This is a genomic window from Streptomyces yunnanensis (assembly GCF_029011865.1).
GTDB lineage: Bacteria > Actinomycetota > Actinomycetes > Streptomycetales > Streptomycetaceae > Streptomyces > Streptomyces yunnanensis.
The window spans coordinates 8,675,827-8,698,429 of sequence record NZ_CP095749.1; the positions used below are offsets into that span (position 1 = coordinate 8,675,827).

Sequence of the window (22,603 nt, forward strand, 5' to 3'; positions counted from 1 at the left end):
GGATCATGTGCGGGTTGGCTGGATTCCTCTCGACCTCGGTGCATCCCGATGCCACCGCCGGGGTCATCACCTCGATGCTGTCGAACATTCGTCACCGCGGGCCGGACGAGGCCGGCTACTACTTGGATGACGGCATCGCCATGGGTGCGGTGCGGCTGGCCATCGTGGATCCAGCCGACGGCTCGCAACCCATGAGCGACCCCTCGGGGCGCTACTGGATCTGCTTCAACGGCGAGATCTACAACCACATCGAGCTCCGCGCGGAACTCGCCCGGCTCGGGCGGCCGTTCCGCACCGACCACTCCGACACCGAAGTGGTGCTCCAGGCATGGATCCAGTGGGGATCGGACTGCTTCACCCGCTTCAACGGCGCCTTCGCGGTGGCCATCAGGGACGCGCTGACCGGCGACCTCGTACTGGCCCGCGACCGGTACGGCAAACGTCCGCTGTTCTACGCCGACCACGGCGATGACTTCCTCTTCGCGTCCGAGATGAAGGCGTTCCGCGCCTTTCCCGGATTCCGTTTCGCACTCGACCCGAGCGAACTGGCCACCACCTTCGGGGTGTGGACGCCGCTGCCCGACCGCACGCCGTTCCACGGCATCCGCCAGCTGCCGACGGCCTCGGTGCTGACCCTCAGCGGGGGACGCCGCTCCCTGCGTCCCTACGAGGACCTCGACTTCGACGTCCCGGGCTTCGACGGCACCGAGGCCGAGGCGATCGACTTCGTCCGGGACACCCTGCGCACCAGCGTGGAGATGCGCCTGCGCACCGACGTCGAGGTGGGTGTCTACCTCAGCGGCGGCCTGGACTCCTCGATCGTGACGAGGCTGGCCACCCAGCTCTCGCCGCACCAGGTGCGCACGTTCTCCGTGGCGTTCCAGGACAAGACGTTCGACGAGTCCGACAGCCAGTCCCTGGTCGCCGAGCACCTGGGCACCGTGCACTGCACGGTCCCGATCACCAGCTCGGACATCACCGACAACTTCCCGGCCGCGGTGTACCACGCCGAGGTCCCCACCTTCCGCACCTCGTTCGTGCCGATGTTCCTGCTGTCCCGGCACGTCCGCGACGCCGGCATCAAGACCGTCCTCAGCGGCGAGGGCGCCGACGAGGCGTTCCTGGGCTACTCGCTGTTCCGCGAGACCCTGCTGCGCGAGCAGTGGAACGAGCTGTCCGACGACCAGCGCCGCACCAGGCTGGCCAACCTGCACCCGGAACTGGCGCACTTCGGTCCCGCCCACCAGGCCCACCTGCTCGGCCTGTACCAGCAGTTCTCCGTGGAACGGCTGCCGGGCCTGTTCTCCCACGAGATGCGCTACCAGAACGGCCGCTTCGCGGCGCGTCTGCTCGCCGACCGCCGCGACCCCTTCGCCGATCTGCTCGACCTGGTCGCCGCGGCGCCCGGCTACCCGGGCATGTCCGCCGTGCACAAGGCCCAGTGGCTGGAGTACAAGACGCTGCTGGCCGGGTTCCTGCTGTCCACGCAGGGGGAGCGCGCCGCGCTGGCGCACAGCGTCGAGAACCGCTGCCCGTTCCTGGACCCGGCCGTGGTGCGCGCCGCCGCGTCGGTCAACCTCCGCTACGACGACGGCCAGATCGAGAAGGCCATCCTGAAGAAGGCGTTCCGCGCCGAGCTCCCGGAGTGGACCACCAGCCGTCCCAAGCAGCCCTACCGCGCACCGGGCAGCGCCGCGTTCAAGGACAGCCGTCCGGAATACCTGGAACTCCTGTTGTCCGACGGCGAGTTGGCCAAGATCGACTGCCTGGACCACAAGTTCGCCCGCCGCCTGATCGACAAGATCATGTCCTCGCCGGTCGAGGAGATCAGCACCAAGGAGGACCAGACCTTCGTGTATCTGCTGACCACGGCGGTGCTCAACCAACAGTTCGTGCTCGGCGACGGGAGCGGGCGGCCCGGCGCGTCGGCGCCCGCCGACCTGGACCTGCGGGTGACCGTCGACAACCGCCGTGCCGTGCAGAAGGTGGGGGAGCGCTGATGGCTGCCGACGACATCGCGATCATCGGGCTCGCACTGCGGTTCCCCGGCTCCGACACACTCGTCGAGCTGTTCGGCCACCTTGAGGCGGGCCGCTCGCTGATCACCGAGGTGCCCGCCGAACGGTGGTCCAAGGAACGCTACTTCGGCGATCCGCGCAGCGGCGAGGAGAAGACCAACAGCGTCTGGGCCGGCTTCATCGAGGACGCCGACCGCTTCGACGCGGCCTTCTTCAACATCTCGCCGCGCGAGGCGGAGACGATGGATCCGCAGCAGCGGTTCGCGCTGGAGCTGGCCTGGCAGGCCATCGAGGACGCCGGCTACCGGGCGGGCACGCTCGCCGGCAGCCGCACCGGCGTGTTCATGGGCGTGTGCCACGGCGACTACGCCGAGCTGATCGAGCGCGACGACGTGCCGACCGACGTCTACTTCCCGACCGGCACCGCGTACTCGATCGTGGCCAACCGCCTGTCGTACTTCTTCGACTTCCACGGCCCCAGCATCGCCAACGACACCGCCTGCTCCAGCTCCCTGGTCTCGCTCTACGAGGCGGTTTCCGCACTGCACAACGGCGACTGCGACCTGGCGCTGGCCGGTGGCGTCAACCTGTGCTGGTCGCCGAAGCTGTTCGTGGCGTTCAGCAAGGCCAGCATGCTCTCGCCCACCGGCACCTCGCACGCCTTCGACGAGGGCGCCGACGGATTCGTCCGGGGCGAGGGCGGCGCCGTCCTGCTGCTCAAGCCGCTGGCCCGGGCCGTGGCGGACGGCGACCCCGTGCACGCGGTGATCAAGAGCGTCGGCACCAACCACGGCGGCAGGACCAACTCGCTGACGGTGACCAACCCGACCGCGCAGGCCACCCTGATCGAGGACGTCTACACCCGCGCCGGGATCGCGCCCGAGACCGTCAGCTACATCGAGGCCCACGGGCCGGGCACACCGGTCGGCGACCCGATCGAGATCCTCGGCCTCACCCGCGCCTTCCGGAACCTGCACGAGGCCAACGGGACCGAACCCCGGCCGGGCAGCACCGGCATCGGCTCGGTGAAGACCAACATCGGTCACCTGGAATCGGCCGCCGGCGTGGCGGGCGTGGTGAAGGTGATCGGCGCGATGGCCGCCGGGACCCTGCCGGCGACGGTCAACTTCCGCACCCAGAACCAGCTGATCGACCTGGACGGCAGCCCGTTCTACATCGTCGGCGACCCCCGGCCGTGGCCGGCCGTCGAGGGGACACCGCGCCGAGCGGGCGTCAGCTCGTTCGGCTTCGGCGGCACCAACGCCCATGTACTGCTGGAGGAACCGCCCCGCGAGGAACCGGCCCGCGACGAACCGCTTGGTGACGAGCCGGCCCGTGCGGAGTCGGCGGCCGAGGCGCCGGGACCGTACGTCATCCCGCTCTCGGCGAAGAAGCCGGAGCGGCTGCGCGCGCTGGCCGACCAGCTCCGGGACCACCTGCGGGCCCCGGAGAGCGCGCTGCGGCCGCGCCAGTCGCTGGCCGACATCGCGCACACCCTCCAGGTCGGCCGGGAGCCGATGGCGGCCCGGGCCGTGCTCGTCGTCGCGGACCGGGAGCAGCTCATCGACGCGCTGGCGTCGGTGACCGACGGCGAGGTGAGCAACCCCGCCGGGGCCGGCCCGGACACGGTCGCCGCGGCCGAGGAGTGGGTGCGCGGGGGAACCGCAGACTGGCCCCACGACCCCGAGGCGCATCGCGTCCGGCTGCCCACCTACCCCTTCGCCCGCGACCGGCACTGGTACCGCACCCCGGCGGCCGAGACGCCGGACCCCGCAGCGCTGCACCCGCTCGTCCACCGCAACACCTCCGACCTGGCGCAACAGCGTTACACCAGCACCTTCACCGGGGCCGAGCCCTTCCTGGCCTCCCACCAGGTGCGCGGAGCGCGCGTGTTGCCCGCGGTCGCGTACCTGGAAATGGCGCGGGCCGCGGTGGAGTCCGCGGCGACCGGGGACGGGGCGGTCCGGCTGCGCGACGTGGCGTGGATGCGGCCGCTCGTCGTGGACGAGCCGGTCGACGTGCACATCGGACTGACCCCGCGCGGCGACACGATCGCGTTCGAGTTCCGCCAGGGCGAGACGACCCACAGCGTGGGCTCCGCCGAGCTCGTCACCGTGCCGGAGCCGTCGCCCCTGGACCTGGACGCCCTGCGCGCGTCCTGCGCGACCCCACGCGACCCCGACGAGATATACGCCCAACTCGACGCCCAGGGACTGGAATACGGGCCGGACATGCGCGCGCTGCGCGACATCCGGGTGGGGCAGGACGAGGCGCTCGCCCGCATCCAGACCACCGCGGCCGACGGATGCGTGCTGCCGCCGAGCCTCCTGGACGCCGCCTTCCAGACCTCCGTGCTCCTGATGGGCGAGAGCACCGGCCCGACCCTGGCCTTCGCCCTCGACGAACTCCAGGTCCACCGGCCCTGCCCGTCCGAGACCTGGGCCTGGGTCCGACGCAGCGGCGACTCCGGGGCACTCGCCAAGTTCGACATCGACCTGTGCGATCGCGACGGCGTGATCAGCGCCAGCCTGCGCGGCCTCGCCCAGCGAACCACCGACGCCGGCCCGCGCGTCGTCACCGCGACCACGCGGTGGATCGACCGGGCGACGAACCCGAACGACGGCTCCCGCACCACGCACTCCGTGACCCTGCCGGAGATCGCTCCGGCGCATCCGGCCGACGGCGTCGAGGCCATGACGGAGCAGGTGTTCGCCGAGGTCCAGCAGCTGCTCGCGGCCGGCCCCAAGGACGAGCACCGGTTCCTGGCACTGGTCGACGCCCGGGTGCCGGCGCACTTCCACGCCCCGCTGACCGGCCTGTTCCGCACCGTCGCCCTGGAGAACCCGCTCGTCTCGGGCCGCATCGTCCGGGTCGCGGGCCTGGCTGCGGCCTCCCCGGAGCAGGTCGCGCGGATCGTCCGCGAGGAAGGCGCCGACGACTCCGCCGACACCGAGGTCCGCTACTCCGCCGACGGCACCCGGCAGGTGCGGGAGCCCGTCGAGACACAGCTCGGCGCCGGTCCCCGGGTGCCCGAGCTGCGGGCCGGCGGGGTGTACTGGGTCACCGGTGGCCTCGGCGGCATCGGCCCGCACCTCGCCCGCTACTTCGGCCGCGCGGAGGCGACGGTCGTGCTCAGCGGTCGCTCCACGGCCGGCTCCGTCGCGGCGCTGCGGGCCGAGGGCGTCGACGCGCACTACCTGCCGGTCGATGTGGCCGATGCCCAGGCCGTGCGGGCCGCGGTCGAGACGGTCGTGCGGGAGCACGGTTCGCTCGACGGCGTCGTGCACGCCGCCGGTGTGCTGCGCGACCAGTACCTGCTGCGCAAGGACCTCGCCGACGTCCCCCTGGTGACCGCGCCCAAGGTCCGCGGCACGCTCAACCTCGACGCCGCCACCCGCCATCTCGACCTGGACTTCTTCGCGCTGTTCTCCTCGGTCGCCAGCGTCTACGGCAACCCGGGGCAGTCCGACTACGCGGCGGCCAACGCCTTCCTGGACGCCTTCGCCGAGCACCGGCAGTCGCTGGTCGAGGCGGGGGAGCGCAGCGGGAGGACCGTCGCCGTCAGCTGGCCGCTGTGGGCCGACGGCGGCATGACCATGGACGAGGTCACCCTGGAGTCGATGCGCCGCGAGCGCGGGTGGCAGCCCCTGCCCACCGAGGACGGGCTGCGCGCCTTCGGCCGGTCCCTGCTCGCCGACGCCCCCGCACACCTCGTCGTCGCCTACGGTGCCGAGGCCACCCTCGGCGCGGCCCGGCGCGCGACGCCGGCGCCGGTGGCGTCGTCCGGCGGCGTGGTGGAGGGCGACCGGGCCGGCGCGGGCGACCTCCAGGCGCGGGCCGAGGACCTGCTCAAGGGCGTCGTCGCCGAGGTCCTCCGGCACGCCCCGGAAGACCTGGAGTCGACCACCAACCTGATCGAGTACGGCATCGACTCGCTGAGCATCCTGGGGGTGACCGCCCAACTGGAGAAGCTGTTCGGGCCGCTGTCCAAGACGATCTTCTTCGAGTACCTCAACATTGCGGACGTGGCCGCCCACTTCGTGGAGTCGCGGCGCGAACAACTGGAAGCCGTGCTGGGGAAGGCGGAGCGGGCACGGACGCCGGAAGCACGGCGGGACGCCCCGGCCGAGCGGCCGAACGCCCCGGCGACGCGGTTCGACGACGCGGCCGGGCCAGCCACCGCACGGGTCCGCGAACCCGCCGCCGAGCCCGGCACCGCAGGCGCTTGCGCACCCGACGCCCGCGATGACCGGCACGACATCGCGATCATCGGCGTGTCCGGGCGCTACCCCGGCGCCGACACGATGGACGAGCTGTGGGAGCTGCTGGAGAACGGCCGGCACACCTTCGAGGAGATCCCCGCCGACCGCTGGGACCACGCGGCCGTCCACGACAGCGACCGCGCCGTACTCGGCAAGAGCGTGATCAGGACCGGCACCTTCCTCCGCGACATCGACGCCTTCGACCCCCGCTACTTCCGCATCTCCAAGCGCGAGGCCGAGCAGATGTCCCCGGAGGTGCGGCTGTTCCTCCAGGCCGGCGTGCAGGCGCTGGAGGACGCCGGCTACTCACGGGAGACCATCCACCGCCGCTACCAGGGCGACGTCGGCGTGCTCGTGGGCACCATGAGCAACCACTACAACCTCTACGGCTTCCAGAACGGCCTGACCCGCGGCGCGCCGCAGAGCGGCAGCTACACCGGGACGATCCCCAACATGCTGTCCTACTTCTACGGCCTGACCGGGCCGTCGCTCTTCGTGGACACCATGTGCTCGGCCTCGTCCACGTGCGTGCACCAGGCCGTCCAGATGCTGCGGGCCGGCGAGTGCCGGATGGTGGTCGCCGGCGGCATCAACCTCATGCTGCACCCGTACAACCTGATCGCCTCGTCGCAGGAGCACTTCACCACCGGCACCTCCGACGTCATCCGCAGCTTCGGCCGGGGCGTGGACGGCACCATCCTCGGCGAGGGCGTCGGCGCGGTCGTGCTCAAGCCGCTGGTCGACGCCGAGCGCGACGGCGACCAGGTGTACGCCGTCATCAAGGGCACCGCCCTGTCCAACGCCGGCACCCGCAACGGCTTCACCGTGCCGAACCCGGGCATGCAGGCGCACGCGATCGAGAAGGCGGTGGCGGACGCCGCCGTCGACCCCAGGACGATCAGCTACGTCGAGGGTCACGGCTCGGGCACCGCGCTGGGCGACCCGATCGAGGTCCGCGCGCTGACCACGGCGTACCGCAAGCACACCCCGGACCGGCAGTTCTGTGCGCTCGGATCGGTCAAGGCCAACATGGGGCACCTGCTGGCGGCGGCCGGCATGATCGGGCTGGCCAAGGTGCTGCTCCAGTTCCGGCACGGCAAGCTGGTGCCGTCCCTGCACAGCACGGAACTGAACCCGGACATCGACTTCACCGACACGCCGTTCCGGGTGCAGCAGACGCTCGCCGACTGGCAGCCCCCGGTCACCGTGGTGGACGGCCGGGAGGTCGCCCACCCCCGCCGGGCCGGCATCACCTCGATCGGCGCCGGCGGCATGAACTCGCACATCATTCTGGAGGAGTACCCCGAACGCCCGGCGCGCCGGGAGCCGTTCGGCGAGCAGCTCTTCGTGTTCTCCGCGATGAACGAGGCCGCGCTCGGGCGCTACCTGGTCTCCTTCCGCGACTACCTCGCCGGGGCGCCGGAGGCAGATCTCCCCGACATCGCGTTCACCCTGCGCGTGGGCAAGAACGAGCTGGCCCACCGCTGGGCGTTCGTCGCGGCGGACAAGCGGTCCGCGCTGGCGGCCATCGACGGCTACCTCGCCGGGCGACGGGAGCTGCCCGCGCACGACCTCGCGAGGACCTGGGTCGCCGGCAGGAGCGTCGACTGGGAGCAACTGCCGACGGCGCGCCGGGTGTCGCTGCCGGCGTACCCGTTCGAGAAGGTGCGGTGCTGGGTCGAGCAGACCGACGGCGCGCCGTCCGTGCTGGCCCCGCTGGCGTTGCGGGAGCGGCTGCACCCGTTCCTGGGGCGCAACGCGTCCGACGTCCGCGGCCTGCGCTACGCGACGGACGTCCACCTCGACGACCTGCTCGACTACGGCTACCGCCGGGACAAGGCGCCGGCCGTCGTGCCCACCTTCGCCGTGGACCTCGCGCTGGCCACCGCGAAGGTCAGCGGATTCGCCGCACAGGCGTCGGTCCACGACCTGCGCGTGCTGCGGCCCGTCGACTGGTCCGCGACCCGGCGGCTGGTCACGGAGTTCGCCGACGGCCACGGCATCGTGCGGACCGACGACGGGTCGGCGGCCGTGGAGTTCACCGTGCGGGCCGCCACGCCGCCGTCCGGTCGGATCGACCTGGCCGGCCTGCGGCAGGTGCGCACGCGGGAGCAGTTCCTGGCCGAGCTGGCCGACGGCGGGCTGGACTACAAGCCGGCGTCGTGCGCGGTCGAGGGCGTGTTCTGCACGCCGGACGAACGGACCGTGCTGCGGGTCGGCCGGCCCGCGTTCCAACAGGACCACGCGCGGCGCAACGTCACCGTGGAGCCGCACGTCCTGGCCGCCCTCGCCCAGGGCGTGCAGTGGGAGGCCCGGCGCGCCGGCGCACCGGACTGGGCTCGGACCGCGCTCAACCACGTCGCGGAGATCCACGTGCGGGCCGGCGTGCCGGTCGCACACGTGCTCTTCGAAGCCGACCGGATCGTCCTGGCCGGCGAAACGGGCGAGGTCGTCGGGGAGTTGGCCGGTGTGCGGCGCGGTGTCGGAGGGACGACGCCGGCCGACCGCCCGGTACCGCAGGCCGCCCCGGCCCCCGTCGAACCGCAGCCGGTGAGCATCGAGCCGGTGGCATCGCCCGTGCCGGCCGTGGTGGACGTGCTGCGGTCCATCGCCGCCGACATCCTCAAGTTCGCGCCGGAGGAACTCGACCCGCGCACCGGCCTGGACGCGTTCGGCTTCGCCTCCATCTCGCTGGTGGCCTTCGCCAAGGAGATCCACGAGCGGTTCGGCGTCACGATCAGCCCGGCGGTCTTCTTCGACGTCAACACGCTGGAGGGACTGGGCGCCCACCTCGCCGACGAGCACGGCGTCACGGTCGAGGCCCGACCGCCGCGGCCGGCCCGGGTCGAGGAGCGGCCCGAGCCGGTCCGCGCCGAGGCCCGGCCGGAGCCGGCCGGCGGCGCGGCCGATCCGCGGCTGCCGATCGCCGTCATCGGTGCGGCGGGGCGCTTCCCGGGCGCCCGCGACCTGGACGAGTACTGGGCGAACCTGGTGGCCGGCAAGGACTCCGTCACCGCCTTCCCGCTGCACCGGTACGACGAGAACCAACGCGGGACGATTGCCGCCCAGGACTTCCCCCAGCGGGTCGGAGCCCTGGACGACATCGACGCCTTCGACGCCGGTTTCTTCCGCATCCTGCCGCGCGAGGCCGATCTGATGGACCCGCAGCACCGCCTCGCGCTGGAGACGGTGTGGCAGGCGCTGGAGGACAGCGCGTACCGGCCGGCGGACCTGCCGACCACCACCGGCGTGTTCCTCGGCGTCACCGGCAACGACTACGCGACCCTGCTCACCTCGCTCGGTGTGGCACCGGACGCCTTCACCGCGACCGGGACGACGCACTCGATCCTGGCCAACCGCATCTCCTATCTGCTCGATGTGCGCGGCCCGAGCGAACCGATCGACACGGCCTGCTCCAGCTCCCTGGTGGCGGTGCACCGGGCGATGGAGGCGATCCGTTCCGGCGCCTGTGACATGGCCGTCGCGGGCGGGGTGAACGTGCTGCTCAGCACGGACGCGTTCGTCAGCGCGCACCGCGCGGGCATGCTCAGCCCGGACGGCCTGTGCAAGACCTTCGACGCCGACGCCAACGGCTATGTGCGCGGCGAGGGCGTCGGGGCGGTCGTGCTCAAGCCGTTGGCCGCGGCGGAGCGCGACGGCGACGCGATCCTCGGTGTGCTCCGGGGCAGCGCGTGCAACCACGGCGGGCGGGCGAACTCGCTGACCGCGCCGAACGCCGACGCCCAGGCCGAGCTGGTGACGACCGCCCTCGGCGACCTCGACCCGGACACCGTCGGCTACCTGGAGACGCACGGCACCGGCACCGCCCTCGGCGATCCGGTGGAGGTCCGCGCGCTGCGCACGGCGTTCCGCCGGCTGGGACGCCGTGACGACGGCGCCTGCGGCCTCGGTTCGGTCAAGACCAACATCGGCCACCTGGAGTCGGCCGCCGGCATCGCCGGACTGCTGAAGGTGCTGCTCGCGCTGAAGCACGGTGTGCTGCCCGCGACCCAGCACGTCCAGCAGGTCAACCCGTACATCGAACTGGCCGACGGCCCGTTCCACATCGTGCGGGAGAACGAGCCCTGGGCGCGTCCCCGCAACCGTGACGGCAGCCCCGCGCCGCGGCGCGCCGGGGTGAGCAGCTTCGGGTTCGGCGGCGTCAACGCCCATGTCGTCGTCGAGGAGTACGTTCCCCGCGACCAGGACGGGGAGGTCGCCACCACGGTGGCGGTGCCGCTGTCGGCCCGTACCCGGGAGCAGCTGACCGCCCGCGCCCGGGACCTGCTGTCCTACCTGGAGAGGGCGGACGACGTCCCGCTGCCGTCCGTCGCGTGGAGCCTGCAGATCGGCCGCGAGGAGATGGCCGAACGCGTCGGCTGGATCGTCTCGTCACGTGCCGAACTCCTCGACCGGCTGCGGGCGTTCGTCACCACCGGCGACCGTGGGGCGGTCGGCGAGGGCCTGATCGGGGAGTGGGTCGACGGCGCCACCGTCGACTGGCGCGCGGCGTTCGGCGGTACCCCGCCCCGGCGCGTGCGGCTGCCCGGATACCCCTTCGCCCGGGACCGGTTCTGGATCCCCGGCACCAGGCACCTGCCCGGCGCCGAGCAGCCCTCCGGGGCCGGGCGAGGTCCCCGCACCGAGCAACGCGGCGGCGACACGCAGGAGATCGGCACGGTCCTGCTGACGCCGCGATGGACGCCGACGCCCGCGGCCGCGACCGGCCGGTACGACCGGCGCGTGGTGGTGCTGTGCGGGATCGACGGGTCCGTGCCCGGCGCGCTCCGCCTGGACACCGTCAAGCGGCGCCCGGAGAGTCGGTTCCGCGACCTGTCGTGGCAGCTGCTGGAGACCGTCCGCGGCCTCGACGCACAGGCCGGCACCACCTTGGTGCAGGTCGTCACCGACGACATCGCCCTGGCCGGACTGCTGCGGACCGTCGCCAAGGAGAACCCCCGGATCGCCGGCCAGGTCATCGGCGTCGACGACGCCGGCGGCACCGACCTGGCCGCCGTCGTGGCGGAGAACGCCGAGGCCACCGACGATCTCGTGGTCTACCGCAACGGTGTCCGGCACACCCGCACCTGGGCGCCGGCCGCGCGTGCGGGCACGGCGGCCGGTACGCCGTGGCGCGACGGCGGCGGGTACCTGATCACGGGCGGCGCCGGCGGCATCGGCGCCCGCCTGGCCCGCCGGATCGCCGCGGACGTGCGGCGACCGACCCTGGTGCTGGCCGGCCGTTCGCCCGGCGACGGCCAAGTGGACCGCCTGCTCGCCGAGTTGCGGCAGGCCGGCGCGGACGCGCGGTATGTGCGCGCCGATGTCTCCCGCTGGGAGGAGGTGCGGCACCTCGTCGCCGAGGCGGGCGAGCTCACCGGGATCGTGCATGCCGCCGGCGTGGTCCGGGACGCGCTGCTCGCGGACAAGACCGTCGAGCAGTGGGACGAGGTGCTCGCGACCAAGGTGGACGGTCTCGTGCACCTCGACCGGGCCACCGAGCACTGCCCGCTGGAGTTCCTGCTGACGTTCTCCTCGGGCGCCGCGCTCACCGGCAACCCCGGCCAGTCCGACTACGCGACCGCCAACGCCTTCCTCGACGAGTTCGCCGCCGTGCGCAACACGCGGGTCGCGGAGGGACGGCGCCGCGGGCGCACGCTGTCGCTGGCGTGGCCGCTGTGGGAGGACGGCGGCATGCGGGTGGACGACCGCGCTCGGGCATATCTGTGGGAGGACCGGGGGTTGGCCCCGATGCCCACCCAGGAGGGGCTCACGGCCCTGCTCGACGCCTGGCACACGGGGGCGGACCAGGTGTGGGTGCACCACGGCGACCCGCGGCGGGCACAGCCGAGTGCGCCGGCCGCGACACCCCGGCCGGTCGCGACGGCCCGACCGCTCGCGACCCGTCCCGTGCCCACCGCGGACCCGGACGTCCTGGACCATCTCCTCACCGTGTTCGCCGAGGTCACCGGCCTCGCGCCGGGTTCGGTCGACCCCGACCGCCCGCTCGTCGAGGTCGGCCTGGACTCGATGATGGTCCTCCAGCTCAACCGGGAGCTGATCCGGACCCATCCCGACGTCTCCTCGACGATCTTCTACGAGCAGCCGACCCTTCGGGCGGTCGCCGGCCAACTCACCGGCCATCGGCCGGAACCGGCGCAGCAGCAGCCGGCCGGCACCACCGACACGCCGACCGCACCCACTGCCACCGCCGACACGCCGACCGGCCGTGCCGACACGAAGACCCGCCGCGCCGAACCGCCGGCCGCCGGCACCGACGAGCCGATCGCGATCATCGGGCTGAGCGGGCGCTACCCCGGCGCCGCCGACCCGGACCAGTTCTGGGACAACCTCCGGGCCGGCCGCGACTGCGTCCGGGAGGTGGACCGCTGGCCGCTGGACGGCTTCTTCGAACCGGACCGCAACACGGCGGTCGCCACCGGCCGCAGCTACAGCAAGTGGGGCGGCTTCCTGGACGACTTCGCCGCGTTCGACCCCAGGTTCTTCGGCATCGCCCCGCGCGACGCCTACGCCATGGACCCGCAGGAGCGGCTCTTCGTCCAGGCCGCGTGGGAAGTCCTGGAGGACGCGGGCTACACCAGGAAACGCCTGGCCGACCGCCACGGCCACGGCGTCGGGGTGTTCGCGGGCGTCACCAAGGTCGGCCACGCCCGGCACGACGTGGGCCGACTGCCCTCGGGCGAACTCGTGGTGCCCGGCCTGTCGTTCGCCTCGCTGAGCGCCCGCGCCTCCTACCTGCTCGACCTGCGCGGACCGAGCCTGACCATCGACACCATGTGCTCGGCGTCGCTGACCGCGCTCCACGAGGCGTGCGAGCAACTCCGGCGCGGCGCCTGCGAGGTGGCGATCGCCGGCGGCGTGAACCTCTACACCCATCCGCTGGACTACGTCGAGCTGTGCCGCTCTGGCATGCTCTCGCCCGACCAGCACTGCCGCAGCTTCGGCGCCGGCGGCCACGGGTTCGTGCCCGGTGAGGGCGTCGGATGCGTGCTCCTCAAGCCGCTGGCCCGGGCGGAGGCCGACGGGGACCGGGTGCTCGCGGTGATCCGCGGCTCCAGCGTCAACCACGGCGGCCGCACCACCGGCTACACCGTGCCGAGCCCGGTCGCCCAGGCGGATCTGGTCCGACAGGCACTGGACCGGGCCGGGGTCCATGCACGGGAGGTCAGTTACGTCGAGGCGCACGGCACCGGCACCGAACTGGGCGACCCGATCGAGATCACGGGCCTGACCACGGCGTTTGAGCAGGACACCGCCGACCGGCAGTACTGCGCGATCGGCTCGGTGAAGTCGGGCATCGGCCACCTGGAGGCCGCGGCCGGGGTGGCCGGCCTGACCAAGGTCCTGCTCCAGATGCGGCACCGGCAGCTCGTGCCGACCCTGCACGCCGAACGACTCAATCCGAACATCACCTTCGAGCGGACCCCGTTCCGTGTCCAGCGCGAGCTGAGCCCGTGGCACTCCGAGGGCCCGCGGATCGCTGCGGTGTCCTCGTTCGGAGCCGGCGGCTCGAACGCGCACCTGATCGTCGAGGAGTATCCCGTGCAGCCGACCAACGGCCCGACGCACACCGCCGAACAGGTCGTCGCCCTCTCGGCGAGGACCCCCGAGCAGCTCACCGCGTCCCTCGACCGGCTGGCCGGGTTCCTCGACCGCAACCCGGACACCGACCTCGCCGACCTGGCCTTCACGCTCCAGGTCGGACGGGAGGCGATGGCCGAGCGGTACGCGGTCGCGGTGTCGTCCACCGAGGAACTGAGGACCAGCCTGCGTGCCGGCCGGGGACACCGGGGCACCGTCGAGGCTTCCGGCGGTCTGCTCGCCGAGATCACCGGCGACGGCGACCTCCAGGAGCTGCTGGTGCAGCGGTGGATCGCCGCCGGCAAGCTGTCCAAGCTGGCGGCGCTGTGGGCCTCGGGCGTCGCGGTGGACTGGGAGCGCCTGCACCAGGGCGCGCCGCGCCGGGTGGTGTCGCTGCCGACCTATCCGTTCGCCAAGGACCGGTTCTGGATCGGTGACCTGACCCGGACGGCGCCCGCACAGGTCGCGCCCCCGGCCGCCGAGCCCATCGTCGAACGCGCCGCCCGACCCGTCGCCGAGCCCGTCGTCGTGGAGCCGGCCGCCGGGGCACCCGCTGCCGCGGAGCCCGCAGCCGCGCCCCCCGTCGCCGGGCGCCGGAGCCCGGACGAGATCGTGCCCGCCGTGGTGCGCGAGAAGGTCGCCCGCGCGTTGGCGCTGGAGGTCGCCGAGATCGAGGGCGGCCTGGCGTTCGCCGACTACGGCCTGGACTCGATCCTGGCGATCCGCGTGGTGCACCAGCTCAACGAGGCGCTGTCGCTGGACCTCCCGACCAGCGTGGTCTTCGACTTCAGCACCGCCGACCGGCTGACCGCACACCTGCTCACCACGTACCGGGACACCCTCGTCTACACGGAGGGCACGGAGGGCACGGCGGACACGGCGTCGGAGCCGGCGGACGCCGCGCAGACGACGGGCGAGCCCGCGCCGGTGCGGACCGAGCGCCGGGCGGACGAGCACGTCGGCGGCGAGCGCGGACCGATCGCGGTGATCGGCATGAGCGGCCGGTTCGCCGGCGCCGACTCGCTGGGCGAACTGTGGACGCACCTGGCCGACGGCGACGACCTGGTCACCGGGACGACCCGGTTCGACCTCGACGGGGTGAGCAACTGCACCCGGGGCGGATTCCTCGACCGCATCGACGAGTTCGACGCGATGTTCTTCAACATCTCCGGCACCGAGGCCACGGTGATGGACCCCCAGCAGCGGCTGCTGCTCGAAGAGTCCTGGAAGGCGTTGGAAGACGCCGGATACGCCGGGCAGATGGGCCGGCGGCGCTGTGGCGTGTACGTCGGAGCCTGGGCGGGGGACTACCAGGGGCTGCTCGCCCCGGACGCCCCGGCGCAGACCCTGTGGGGCAACATGACGTCGGTCATCCCGAGCCGGGTGTCCTACTTCCTCGACCTCAAGGGCCCGGCGATCGCCGTCGACACCTCGTGCTCCAGCTCGCTGGTGGCGATCGACCTGGCGTGCAAGGACCTCTGGTCCGGTGAGACCTCGATGGCGCTGGCGGGCGGGGTGTTCCTCCAGTCCACGCCGCGGCTGTACGGGCTCGCGGGCCGCGCCGGCATGCTCTCGCCGACCGGGCGCTGCCACACCTTCGACCACCGCGCCGACGGCTTCGTGCCCGGCGAGGGCGTCGGGGTCGTGGTGCTCAAGCGCCTCGCGGACGCGCTGGCCGACGGCGACCACATCCACGGCGTGATCAAGGCCAGCGGGGTCAACCAGGACGGCGCCACCAACGGCATCACCGCGCCGAGTTCGCTCTCCCAGGAGAGCCTGCTCCGCGAGGTGTACGAGCGGTTCGACATCGACGTGACGCGGATCGGACTCGTCGAGGCGCACGGCACCGGCACCAAGCTCGGCGACCCCATCGAGTTCCAGGCACTCGACCGCGCCTTCCGCGCCCACACCGACAGGACGGAGTACTGCGCGGTCGGCTCCCTGAAGACCAACATCGGCCACACCCAGTTCGCGGCCGGCGTCGCAGGCGTGATCAAGGTGCTGCTGGCCCTCAAGCACCGGCAGATCCCCGCCTCGCTGCACTTCGAGACCGCCAACGAGGCGATCCCCCTCGCCGGCAGCCCGTTCTACCTGAGCACCCGCACCCACGCCTGGGAGGCGCCGGCCGGCGCGCCGCGCTGCGGTGTGGTGAGTTCCTTCGGCGCCAGCGGGACCAACGCACACCTCGTACTCGAAGAGGCACCGCCCGTCGCGCGCCCCGCGACCCCGCACCGGGCCCACACCGTGGTCCTCTCGGCCCGCACCGAGCAGCAACTCGACGAGCAGAAGGGCCGGTTGGCGGCCCACCTGCGGGCCGACGCCGCGATCGACCTCGGCGACCTCGCGTACACGTTGGCCGTCGGCCGGCAGCGCTTCGCGCACCGCTTCGCCTGTGTGGTCCGGGACCGCGAGGAGCTGATCCAGGTCCTCGACGGCACGGTCCCGGCCCGCCTGCCCGCCGACGAGCCGATCCCGGCCGAGGGGCGCCGCATCCCGCTGCCCACCTACCCGTTCGCCCGCGACCGGTACTGGCCCGCGGCGGCCGGCGACGACCGGCTGACGCTGACCCGTGAACACGGCCTGCTGCGCGACCACGTGGTGCAGGGCCGCCACATCCTGCCCGCGGTCGCCTCCCTCGAACTGGCCCGCAAGGCGGTCGGCACCGTCCCGGTGCGGATGCGCAACGTGACGTGGGTGCAGCCGCTGGAGGTGGCCGACACCCCGGTGGAGGCCCGGGTGACGGTGCGCGCGACCGGCAAGGGCGGCCACCGCTTCGAGATCGCCACCGGCGACACCGTGTGCTGCGAAGGCAGCATCACGCCGTCCGACGCCCCGCGCCCGGCCCGGGCCGACCTGGCCGCACTGCGCGCGGACTGCCGGGAGACCGTCTCCGGCGACCGGATCCACGACGCCCTGGTGTCGATGGGCATCGACCACGGCCCGACGCTCCGGGCGATCCGGCAGGCGCACGTCGGCTCCGGGACCGTCCTGGCCGAACTGGCGCTGCCCGACGGGGCGGAGCCGGGGGTGCTGACGCCCGCGATGCTGGACTCGGCGATCCAGTCGGCGGTGGCGGCCCACCTCACCGGGATGCGGGACACCGCCGTGCCGTTCGCTCTCGACCAGCTGGACGTGTTCGCCCCGTGCACGCCGGCGATGTGGGCGATCGTGCGGGGCGGCGGCTCCGGACCGCTCGACAAGCTCGACATCGACCTGGTGGACGCCGACGGAGAGGTCTGCGTGCGGCTGACCGGATACACCTCGCGCCGCACGGTCCAGGCCGAGCCCGCACTGTTCGCTCCCGTGTGGGACCCGATCACCGCGGCCGACGCGCCGGTGCCGTCCGGCACCGACCGGGTCCTGGTCGTCGGCGGGCCCGCACCGTTCGGCACCGCCCTGACCTGGCCGTTGCCGCCCTCGGCGACCGTCGAGGAGGCGACCGCCGCGCTGCGCGCCCTCGGCCCCGTCGACCACCTGGTCTGGGCCGCGCCCGAGAGCAAACTCGAACCCACCGACGCGCCCGGGCACGTCGCCGCCCAGAACGACGGCGTCATCGCGGCGTTCCGCATGATCAAGGCGCTGCTCGCCGCCGGATACGACGCCCGGCCGCTGGGGATCACGCTGGTCACGCTCCGCGCCCTCGCCACCCACGCCCACGACGCCGTCCAGCCGGCACACGCCGGACTCCACGGCCTGTTCGGGTCGTTGGGGCGGGAGTACGGGCAGTGGACCGTGCGACGCGTCGACCTCGACACCCCCGAATGGCCGGCCGATCTCACGGCGCTGCCCGCGCAGTCACCCGACGACGCCTGGGCCCGGCGCGCCGGCCAGTGGCTGGCCCGCCGCTGGGCGCCCTGTGCGGCACCGGCGAAGCCGGTCTACCGCGAGGGCGGCGTCTACGTCGTGATCGGCGGCGCCGGCGGCCTGGGCACGGCCTGGACCCAGCACGTGGTGCAGCACTTCGGTGCGCACGTCACCTGGATCGGCCGCAGCGCGCACGACGCGTCCGTGGAGGACAAGCTGCGCGCCGTCACCGGACGCGGCACCGTCCGCTACCTCAGCGCCGACGCCGGGGACCCGGCCGCGCTGCGCCGGGCCGTCGCCGAGGTCAGGCAGCGGCACCCGCGGATCAACGGGGTGGTGCAGGCCGCACTCGTCCTGCGGGACAGCACCTTCGCCAGGATGGACGAGGCGACGCTGCGCGCCGGACTCGCGGCCAAGATCGACGTCACGACCGCGATGGCCGAGGTCTTCGACGGCGAGCCCCTGGACTTCGCGGTGCTGCTGTCGTCGATGCAGTCCTTCACGACCGCCGCCGGCCAGGGCAACTACGCGGCCGGATGCACCTTCAGCGACGCCTATGCGCACGCCCTCGGCCAGCACTGGGACACCCCGGTCAAGGTCATGAACTGGGGCTGGTGGGGCGACCGCGGGAGCGTCACCTCCGCGTTCTACCGGGAGCGGCTGAGCCGGGTCGGACTGGTGTCGATCGAGCCGCACGAGGGGCTCGCCGCCCTGGACACGCTGCTCGGCGGGGACCAGCGACAGCTGGCGTTCGTCAAGACCAACCAGCACAACACCCTGGCCAACTTCGACCGCGCCACCCAGGTCACCGTGCACGAGCCGACGGCCTCCCGGGTCCGCGGCGAGCTGCTGCTCACCTCCGACGACGTGGACGGCCGCATGGACGGGGTCGTGCGGTGGCGCCGGACCGAGCGCGACCCGTGGTTGGCCAAGGTCCTGGCGGCGCAGCTGGCGTCCCTCGACCACGGCGCGATCCTGCCGTTGTACGCCGACTGGTTGGCGCACGCCGAGCGGGTCGGCGTGCCGGCCGAGCCGGTGGAGGTGGTGCTGGCGCGGTGGGACCGGCAGTGCGAGCTGTGGTCGACCGACGCCCACCGGACGGCCGAGCTGCGGCTGGTCTCCGCCACGCTCAGGGCCCTGCCGGACGTCCTGACCGGCCGGATCCGACCCACCGACGTCATCTTCCCGCGCGGCTCCATGGAGCTGGTGGAGGGCTGCTACCGGGACAACCGGGCCGCCGACCTGTTCAACCGGGCCATGGCCCGCGCCGCCGTGGACATCGTCTCGGAGCGGCTGCGCCACGACCCCGGGGCGCGGCTGCGGATCCTGGAGATCGGCGCCGGCACCGGTGGCACCAGCGCCGGGATGTTCGCCGCGCTCAAGCCGTACCAGGACAGCATCGAGAGCTACGTCTACACGGACCTGTCCAAGGCGTTCCTCAACCACGCACGGGCCACGTACGGGCCGGACGTGCCGTACCTGGACTGCCGGCTGCTCAACATCGAACAGCCGCTGGCCGGGCAGGACGTCGCCGAGGGCGGTTTCGACCTGGTGATCGCCGCCAACGTGCTGCACGCGACCCGGGACACCCGCAACACCCTGCGCAACGCCAAGGCCGCCCTGCGGGCCGGCGGATGGCTGCTGCTCAACGAGCTGTCGGCGTTCGACCTCTTCAGCCACCTGACGTTCGGGCTGCTGGAGGGCTGGTGGCTGTTCGACGACCGGTCGCTGCGGATCCCCGGCTCGCCGGCGCTGTCGCCCGAGAGCTGGCGGGACGTGCTGACCGGAGAGGGATTCGGCACCGTCGTCTTCCCGGTCTCGCAGGCGCTGCCGCTGGGGCAGCAGGTCATCGCGGCGGAGAGCGACGGCGTGGCGCGGCAAGGAGTGGTCGGCGCGGCCAAAGGGCGCGCCCGGCAAGGGACGGGGAGCACTCCGCAGGCGGGGGCGCGGCCCGGTGCCGGCGGCGCGGAGCGCACGGTGCCGACACCGCGATCCGAGCCCGCGCCCGCCCCGGTGTCCGGGACCGCGGTCGTCGCCCCTGAGGCGGCCCCGGTCCCGGCGCCCCGGCCCGCCCCCGTGGTGAGCCCCGAGCCGGCACCCGTCGCCACCCCCGCAGCGGTGTCCGACCCGTCCGCGGTCATCCTCGACAAGGCCGCCGCCGTCCTGGGCATCCCGGCCGACCGGATCGACACCTCGGCCCGGCTCACCGACTACGGCCTGGACTCGATCCTGGTCCTCCAGCTGACCAACGCCCTGCGCGAGGAGTTCGGCGACGACGTCTCCTCCACCCTGCTCTTCGAGGTGGAGTCCATCGACGGCCTGTGCGCCCACTTCGCGGGCCCGGCCGGCGAACGGTGGAACCTCTCGCGCGGCCAGCTGACCATGTACCGGGACCAGCGGCGCTGCCCGGAGTCGACCGCCTACCACCTCCCGCTCCTCTTCGAGATCCACGGCGACCTGGACGAGGCGGCACTGGAGCGGGCGATCCGCGCGCAGACGGAGCTCCACCCGCTGCTCAGCGCGGTCCTCGGCGAGCGGGACGGCGAGCCGTACCTGGACATCGACCCGACCAGGGTCCCGTCGTTCGAGCGGATCGACATCGCGGCCGCCTCGCGCGTCGCACAACTCGCCAGGCTGCGGGAGCTGGTCAACATCCCGTTCGACCTGGCGACGGGCCCGCTGGTCCGGGCGCACCTGGTGACCCTCCCCGGACGACGCCGGCTGCTGATGATCACCGCGCACCACATGCTGCTGGACGGCACGTCGACCGCGGTCCTGGTCCGCACGCTCAAGGACGCCTACCTGGGCGGGGGGAACCTGAGCCGGGCCACCTACGGTGACTTCGTCGCCTGGGAGGAGGCGCTGCTGACCGGCCCACGGGCCGCGCGGCACCGCGACTACTGGGTCGGTGAGTTGGCGGCCCCGCGCAGGACGCTCGCGCTGCCGTACGACCGGCCGTACGACCCGAAGCGGCTGCCCCGCGTGGACACGGTGACGTTCACGCTGCCGCCGGCACTGACCACCGCACTCGCCGACACGGCACGGGAACACCGGGTCAGCGTGGCGACCGTGCTCTTCGCGACGTACGCGCGGTTCCTGCACGAGCTGACCGGACAGGACGACCTGATCCTGGGCATGACCGCCGCCGCCCGCTACGAGCAGCGGTTCCAGGACGTGGTCGGCCAGTTCGCCAACTGCCTGCCGATCCGCTGCGCGGTCACCGGCGGCCTCCCCGAACTGCTCGGCCCGCTCCAGCGCAAGGTGGTCGCCGGCATCGAGCACGGCGCCTACCCCTTGTCGGAGATCACCCGGGCACTGGGGGCGGAGGACGAGCCGCTGGTACTGACCAACTTCCTGTTCCAGAACTTCGACGGCGCCGAACTGCTCACCAACGACGCGCCGGCCGGTCAGGGCGAGTTGGACCTGCGGCGGTTCGACGACCTGCCGTACGCCGGAGAGTACGTGCTGTCCGCGGAGTTCTACCGGGAGGGCGCGGGCTACAAGGTGTTCCTCAAGTACGACACCCATGTCTTCAACGAAGCCACGGCGCGCCGCATGAGGGACGAGTGGCACGCGATCATCCGGAATGAACTGGGCCGGCACGGCGGGACGGAGGAACCGGACGCGTAGCAGCGGGTGAACGGGCCGGGCCGCGGAGACGTTCGGTGTCTCCGCGGCCCGGATGCGTCTCCGCCCCGTCGAGGCGAGGGTCAGACCAGGGTCTGGAGCACGGCAGGGTCGTAGGCGACGGTCCGGTCCAGTTCACCGCGCAGCGCCTTCGCCGCCCAGTCCGGGTTGGCCAGCAGCGTCCGGCCCACCGCGACGAGGTCGAACTCGTCGCGCCCCAGGCGCGCCACCAGCTCCTCGATGCCGGCCAGGCCGGCCTCCTTGGTGAGGCCCTGGGCGAATGCGCCCTCCCCGTACTGCCGGTCCAGGCCCACCGAGCCGACCGTCACGGCGGCCCTGCCGGTGAGCTTGCGCACCCAACCGGCCAAGTTGAGCTCGCTGCCGTCGAATTCGGGCAGCCAGTAGCGGCGGGTGGAGGCGTGGAACGCGTCCACCCCGGCGTCTGCCAGCGGGGTCACCAGCTGCGCCAGTTCGTCCGGGCTCTCCGCGATGCGGGCCTCGTAGTCGCCGAGTTTCCACTGGGACAGCCGGAAGAAGATCGGGAATCCGGGGCGGACGGCCGCGCGGACGGCCCGCACGATCTCGGCGCCGAACCGGGCCCGGGCGGCCGGGGTGCCGCCGTAGCGGTCGGTGCGCCGATTGGTGCGGCTCCACAGGAAGTTGTCGATCAGATAGCCGTGCGCGCCGTGCAGCTCGACGCCGTCGAACCCGAGTCGCTCGGCGGTCGCCGCGGCCTCGGCGAAGGCGGCCACCGTGGCGTCGATGTCCGCTTGGGTCATGGCCTTTCCGGCCGGCGCGCCGTCCAGGCCGAGCCCGGAGGGGTTGTCGGCGGGCGGCTCGGCCCCGGTGCGCACGGCCCCGGTGTGCCACAGCTGCGGGACGATCTTGCCGCCTGCCCGGTGCACCTCCTGCGCCACATGGGCCCAGCCGGCGAGCGCCTGCTCGCCGTAGAAGTGGGGTACGCCGTCGTACGCGCCGGCCGCGGGGCGGTCGATGTAGGTGCCCTCGGTGATGATCAGTCCGACCTGGTGGGCCGCCCGGCGGGCGTAGTACTCCGCCACGGCCGGTCCCGGCACGCCACCGGGGGACTGCATCCTGGTCATCGGGGCCATCACGATCCGATTGGGGACCGTCAGGTCTCCCACGGTGAACGGCTCGTCCAGGGTGGCCATTTTTTCCTCCCGAGATGTCGGCACTGATTAAATCGATGTTCCGGGCGCCCGATTCGCCAACTCGGCAATGAATTCCCGGGTTGCGTGGAAACCGTTCTGGTCGCCCTTCGACAGCGCA

The 22,603-nt window shown here is 72.9% G+C and carries 3 protein-coding genes; 2 read left to right on the top strand and 1 reads right to left on the bottom strand.

What is annotated here, in order from left to right; genetic code table 11:
* The first annotated feature begins 5 nt into the window (after positions 1 to 5).
* The gene (gene asnB / locus MOV08_RS38070) at positions 6 to 2,000 is read left to right on the top strand and encodes an asparagine synthase (glutamine-hydrolyzing) (RefSeq protein ID WP_275310678.1); all 1,995 of its coding nucleotides are present in this window, start codon (positions 6 to 8) and stop codon (positions 1,998 to 2,000) included.
* The gene (locus MOV08_RS38075) at positions 2,000 to 21,316 is read left to right on the top strand and encodes an SDR family NAD(P)-dependent oxidoreductase (RefSeq protein ID WP_275310679.1); all 19,317 of its coding nucleotides are present in this window, start codon (positions 2,000 to 2,002) and stop codon (positions 21,314 to 21,316) included. The genes asnB and MOV08_RS38075 overlap by 1 nt, the downstream gene beginning before the upstream one ends.
* Before the next feature lie 80 nt (positions 21,317 to 21,396).
* Here MOV08_RS38075 and MOV08_RS38080 read toward each other — a convergent pair whose 3' ends face one another.
* Positions 21,397 to 22,485 carry an NADH:flavin oxidoreductase gene (locus MOV08_RS38080; protein ID WP_039638740.1) on the bottom strand — a complete coding sequence of 363 codons (1,089 nt, stop codon included), beginning with the start codon at positions 22,483 to 22,485 and terminating at the stop codon, positions 21,397 to 21,399.
* Between the last annotated feature and the right edge of the window lie 118 nt (positions 22,486 to 22,603).

Bases quoted from the DNA above. Each gene is read 5' to 3' on its own strand.
- MOV08_RS38080 (WP_039638740.1), bottom strand. From the start codon at position 22,485: ATGGCCACCCTGGACGAGCCGTTCACCGTGGGAGACCTGACGGTCCCC.
- asnB (WP_275310678.1), top strand. From the start codon at position 6: ATGTGCGGGTTGGCTGGATTCCTCTCGACCTCGGTGCATCCCGATGCC.
- MOV08_RS38075 (WP_275310679.1), top strand. From the start codon at position 2,000: ATGGCTGCCGACGACATCGCGATCATCGGGCTCGCACTGCGGTTCCCC.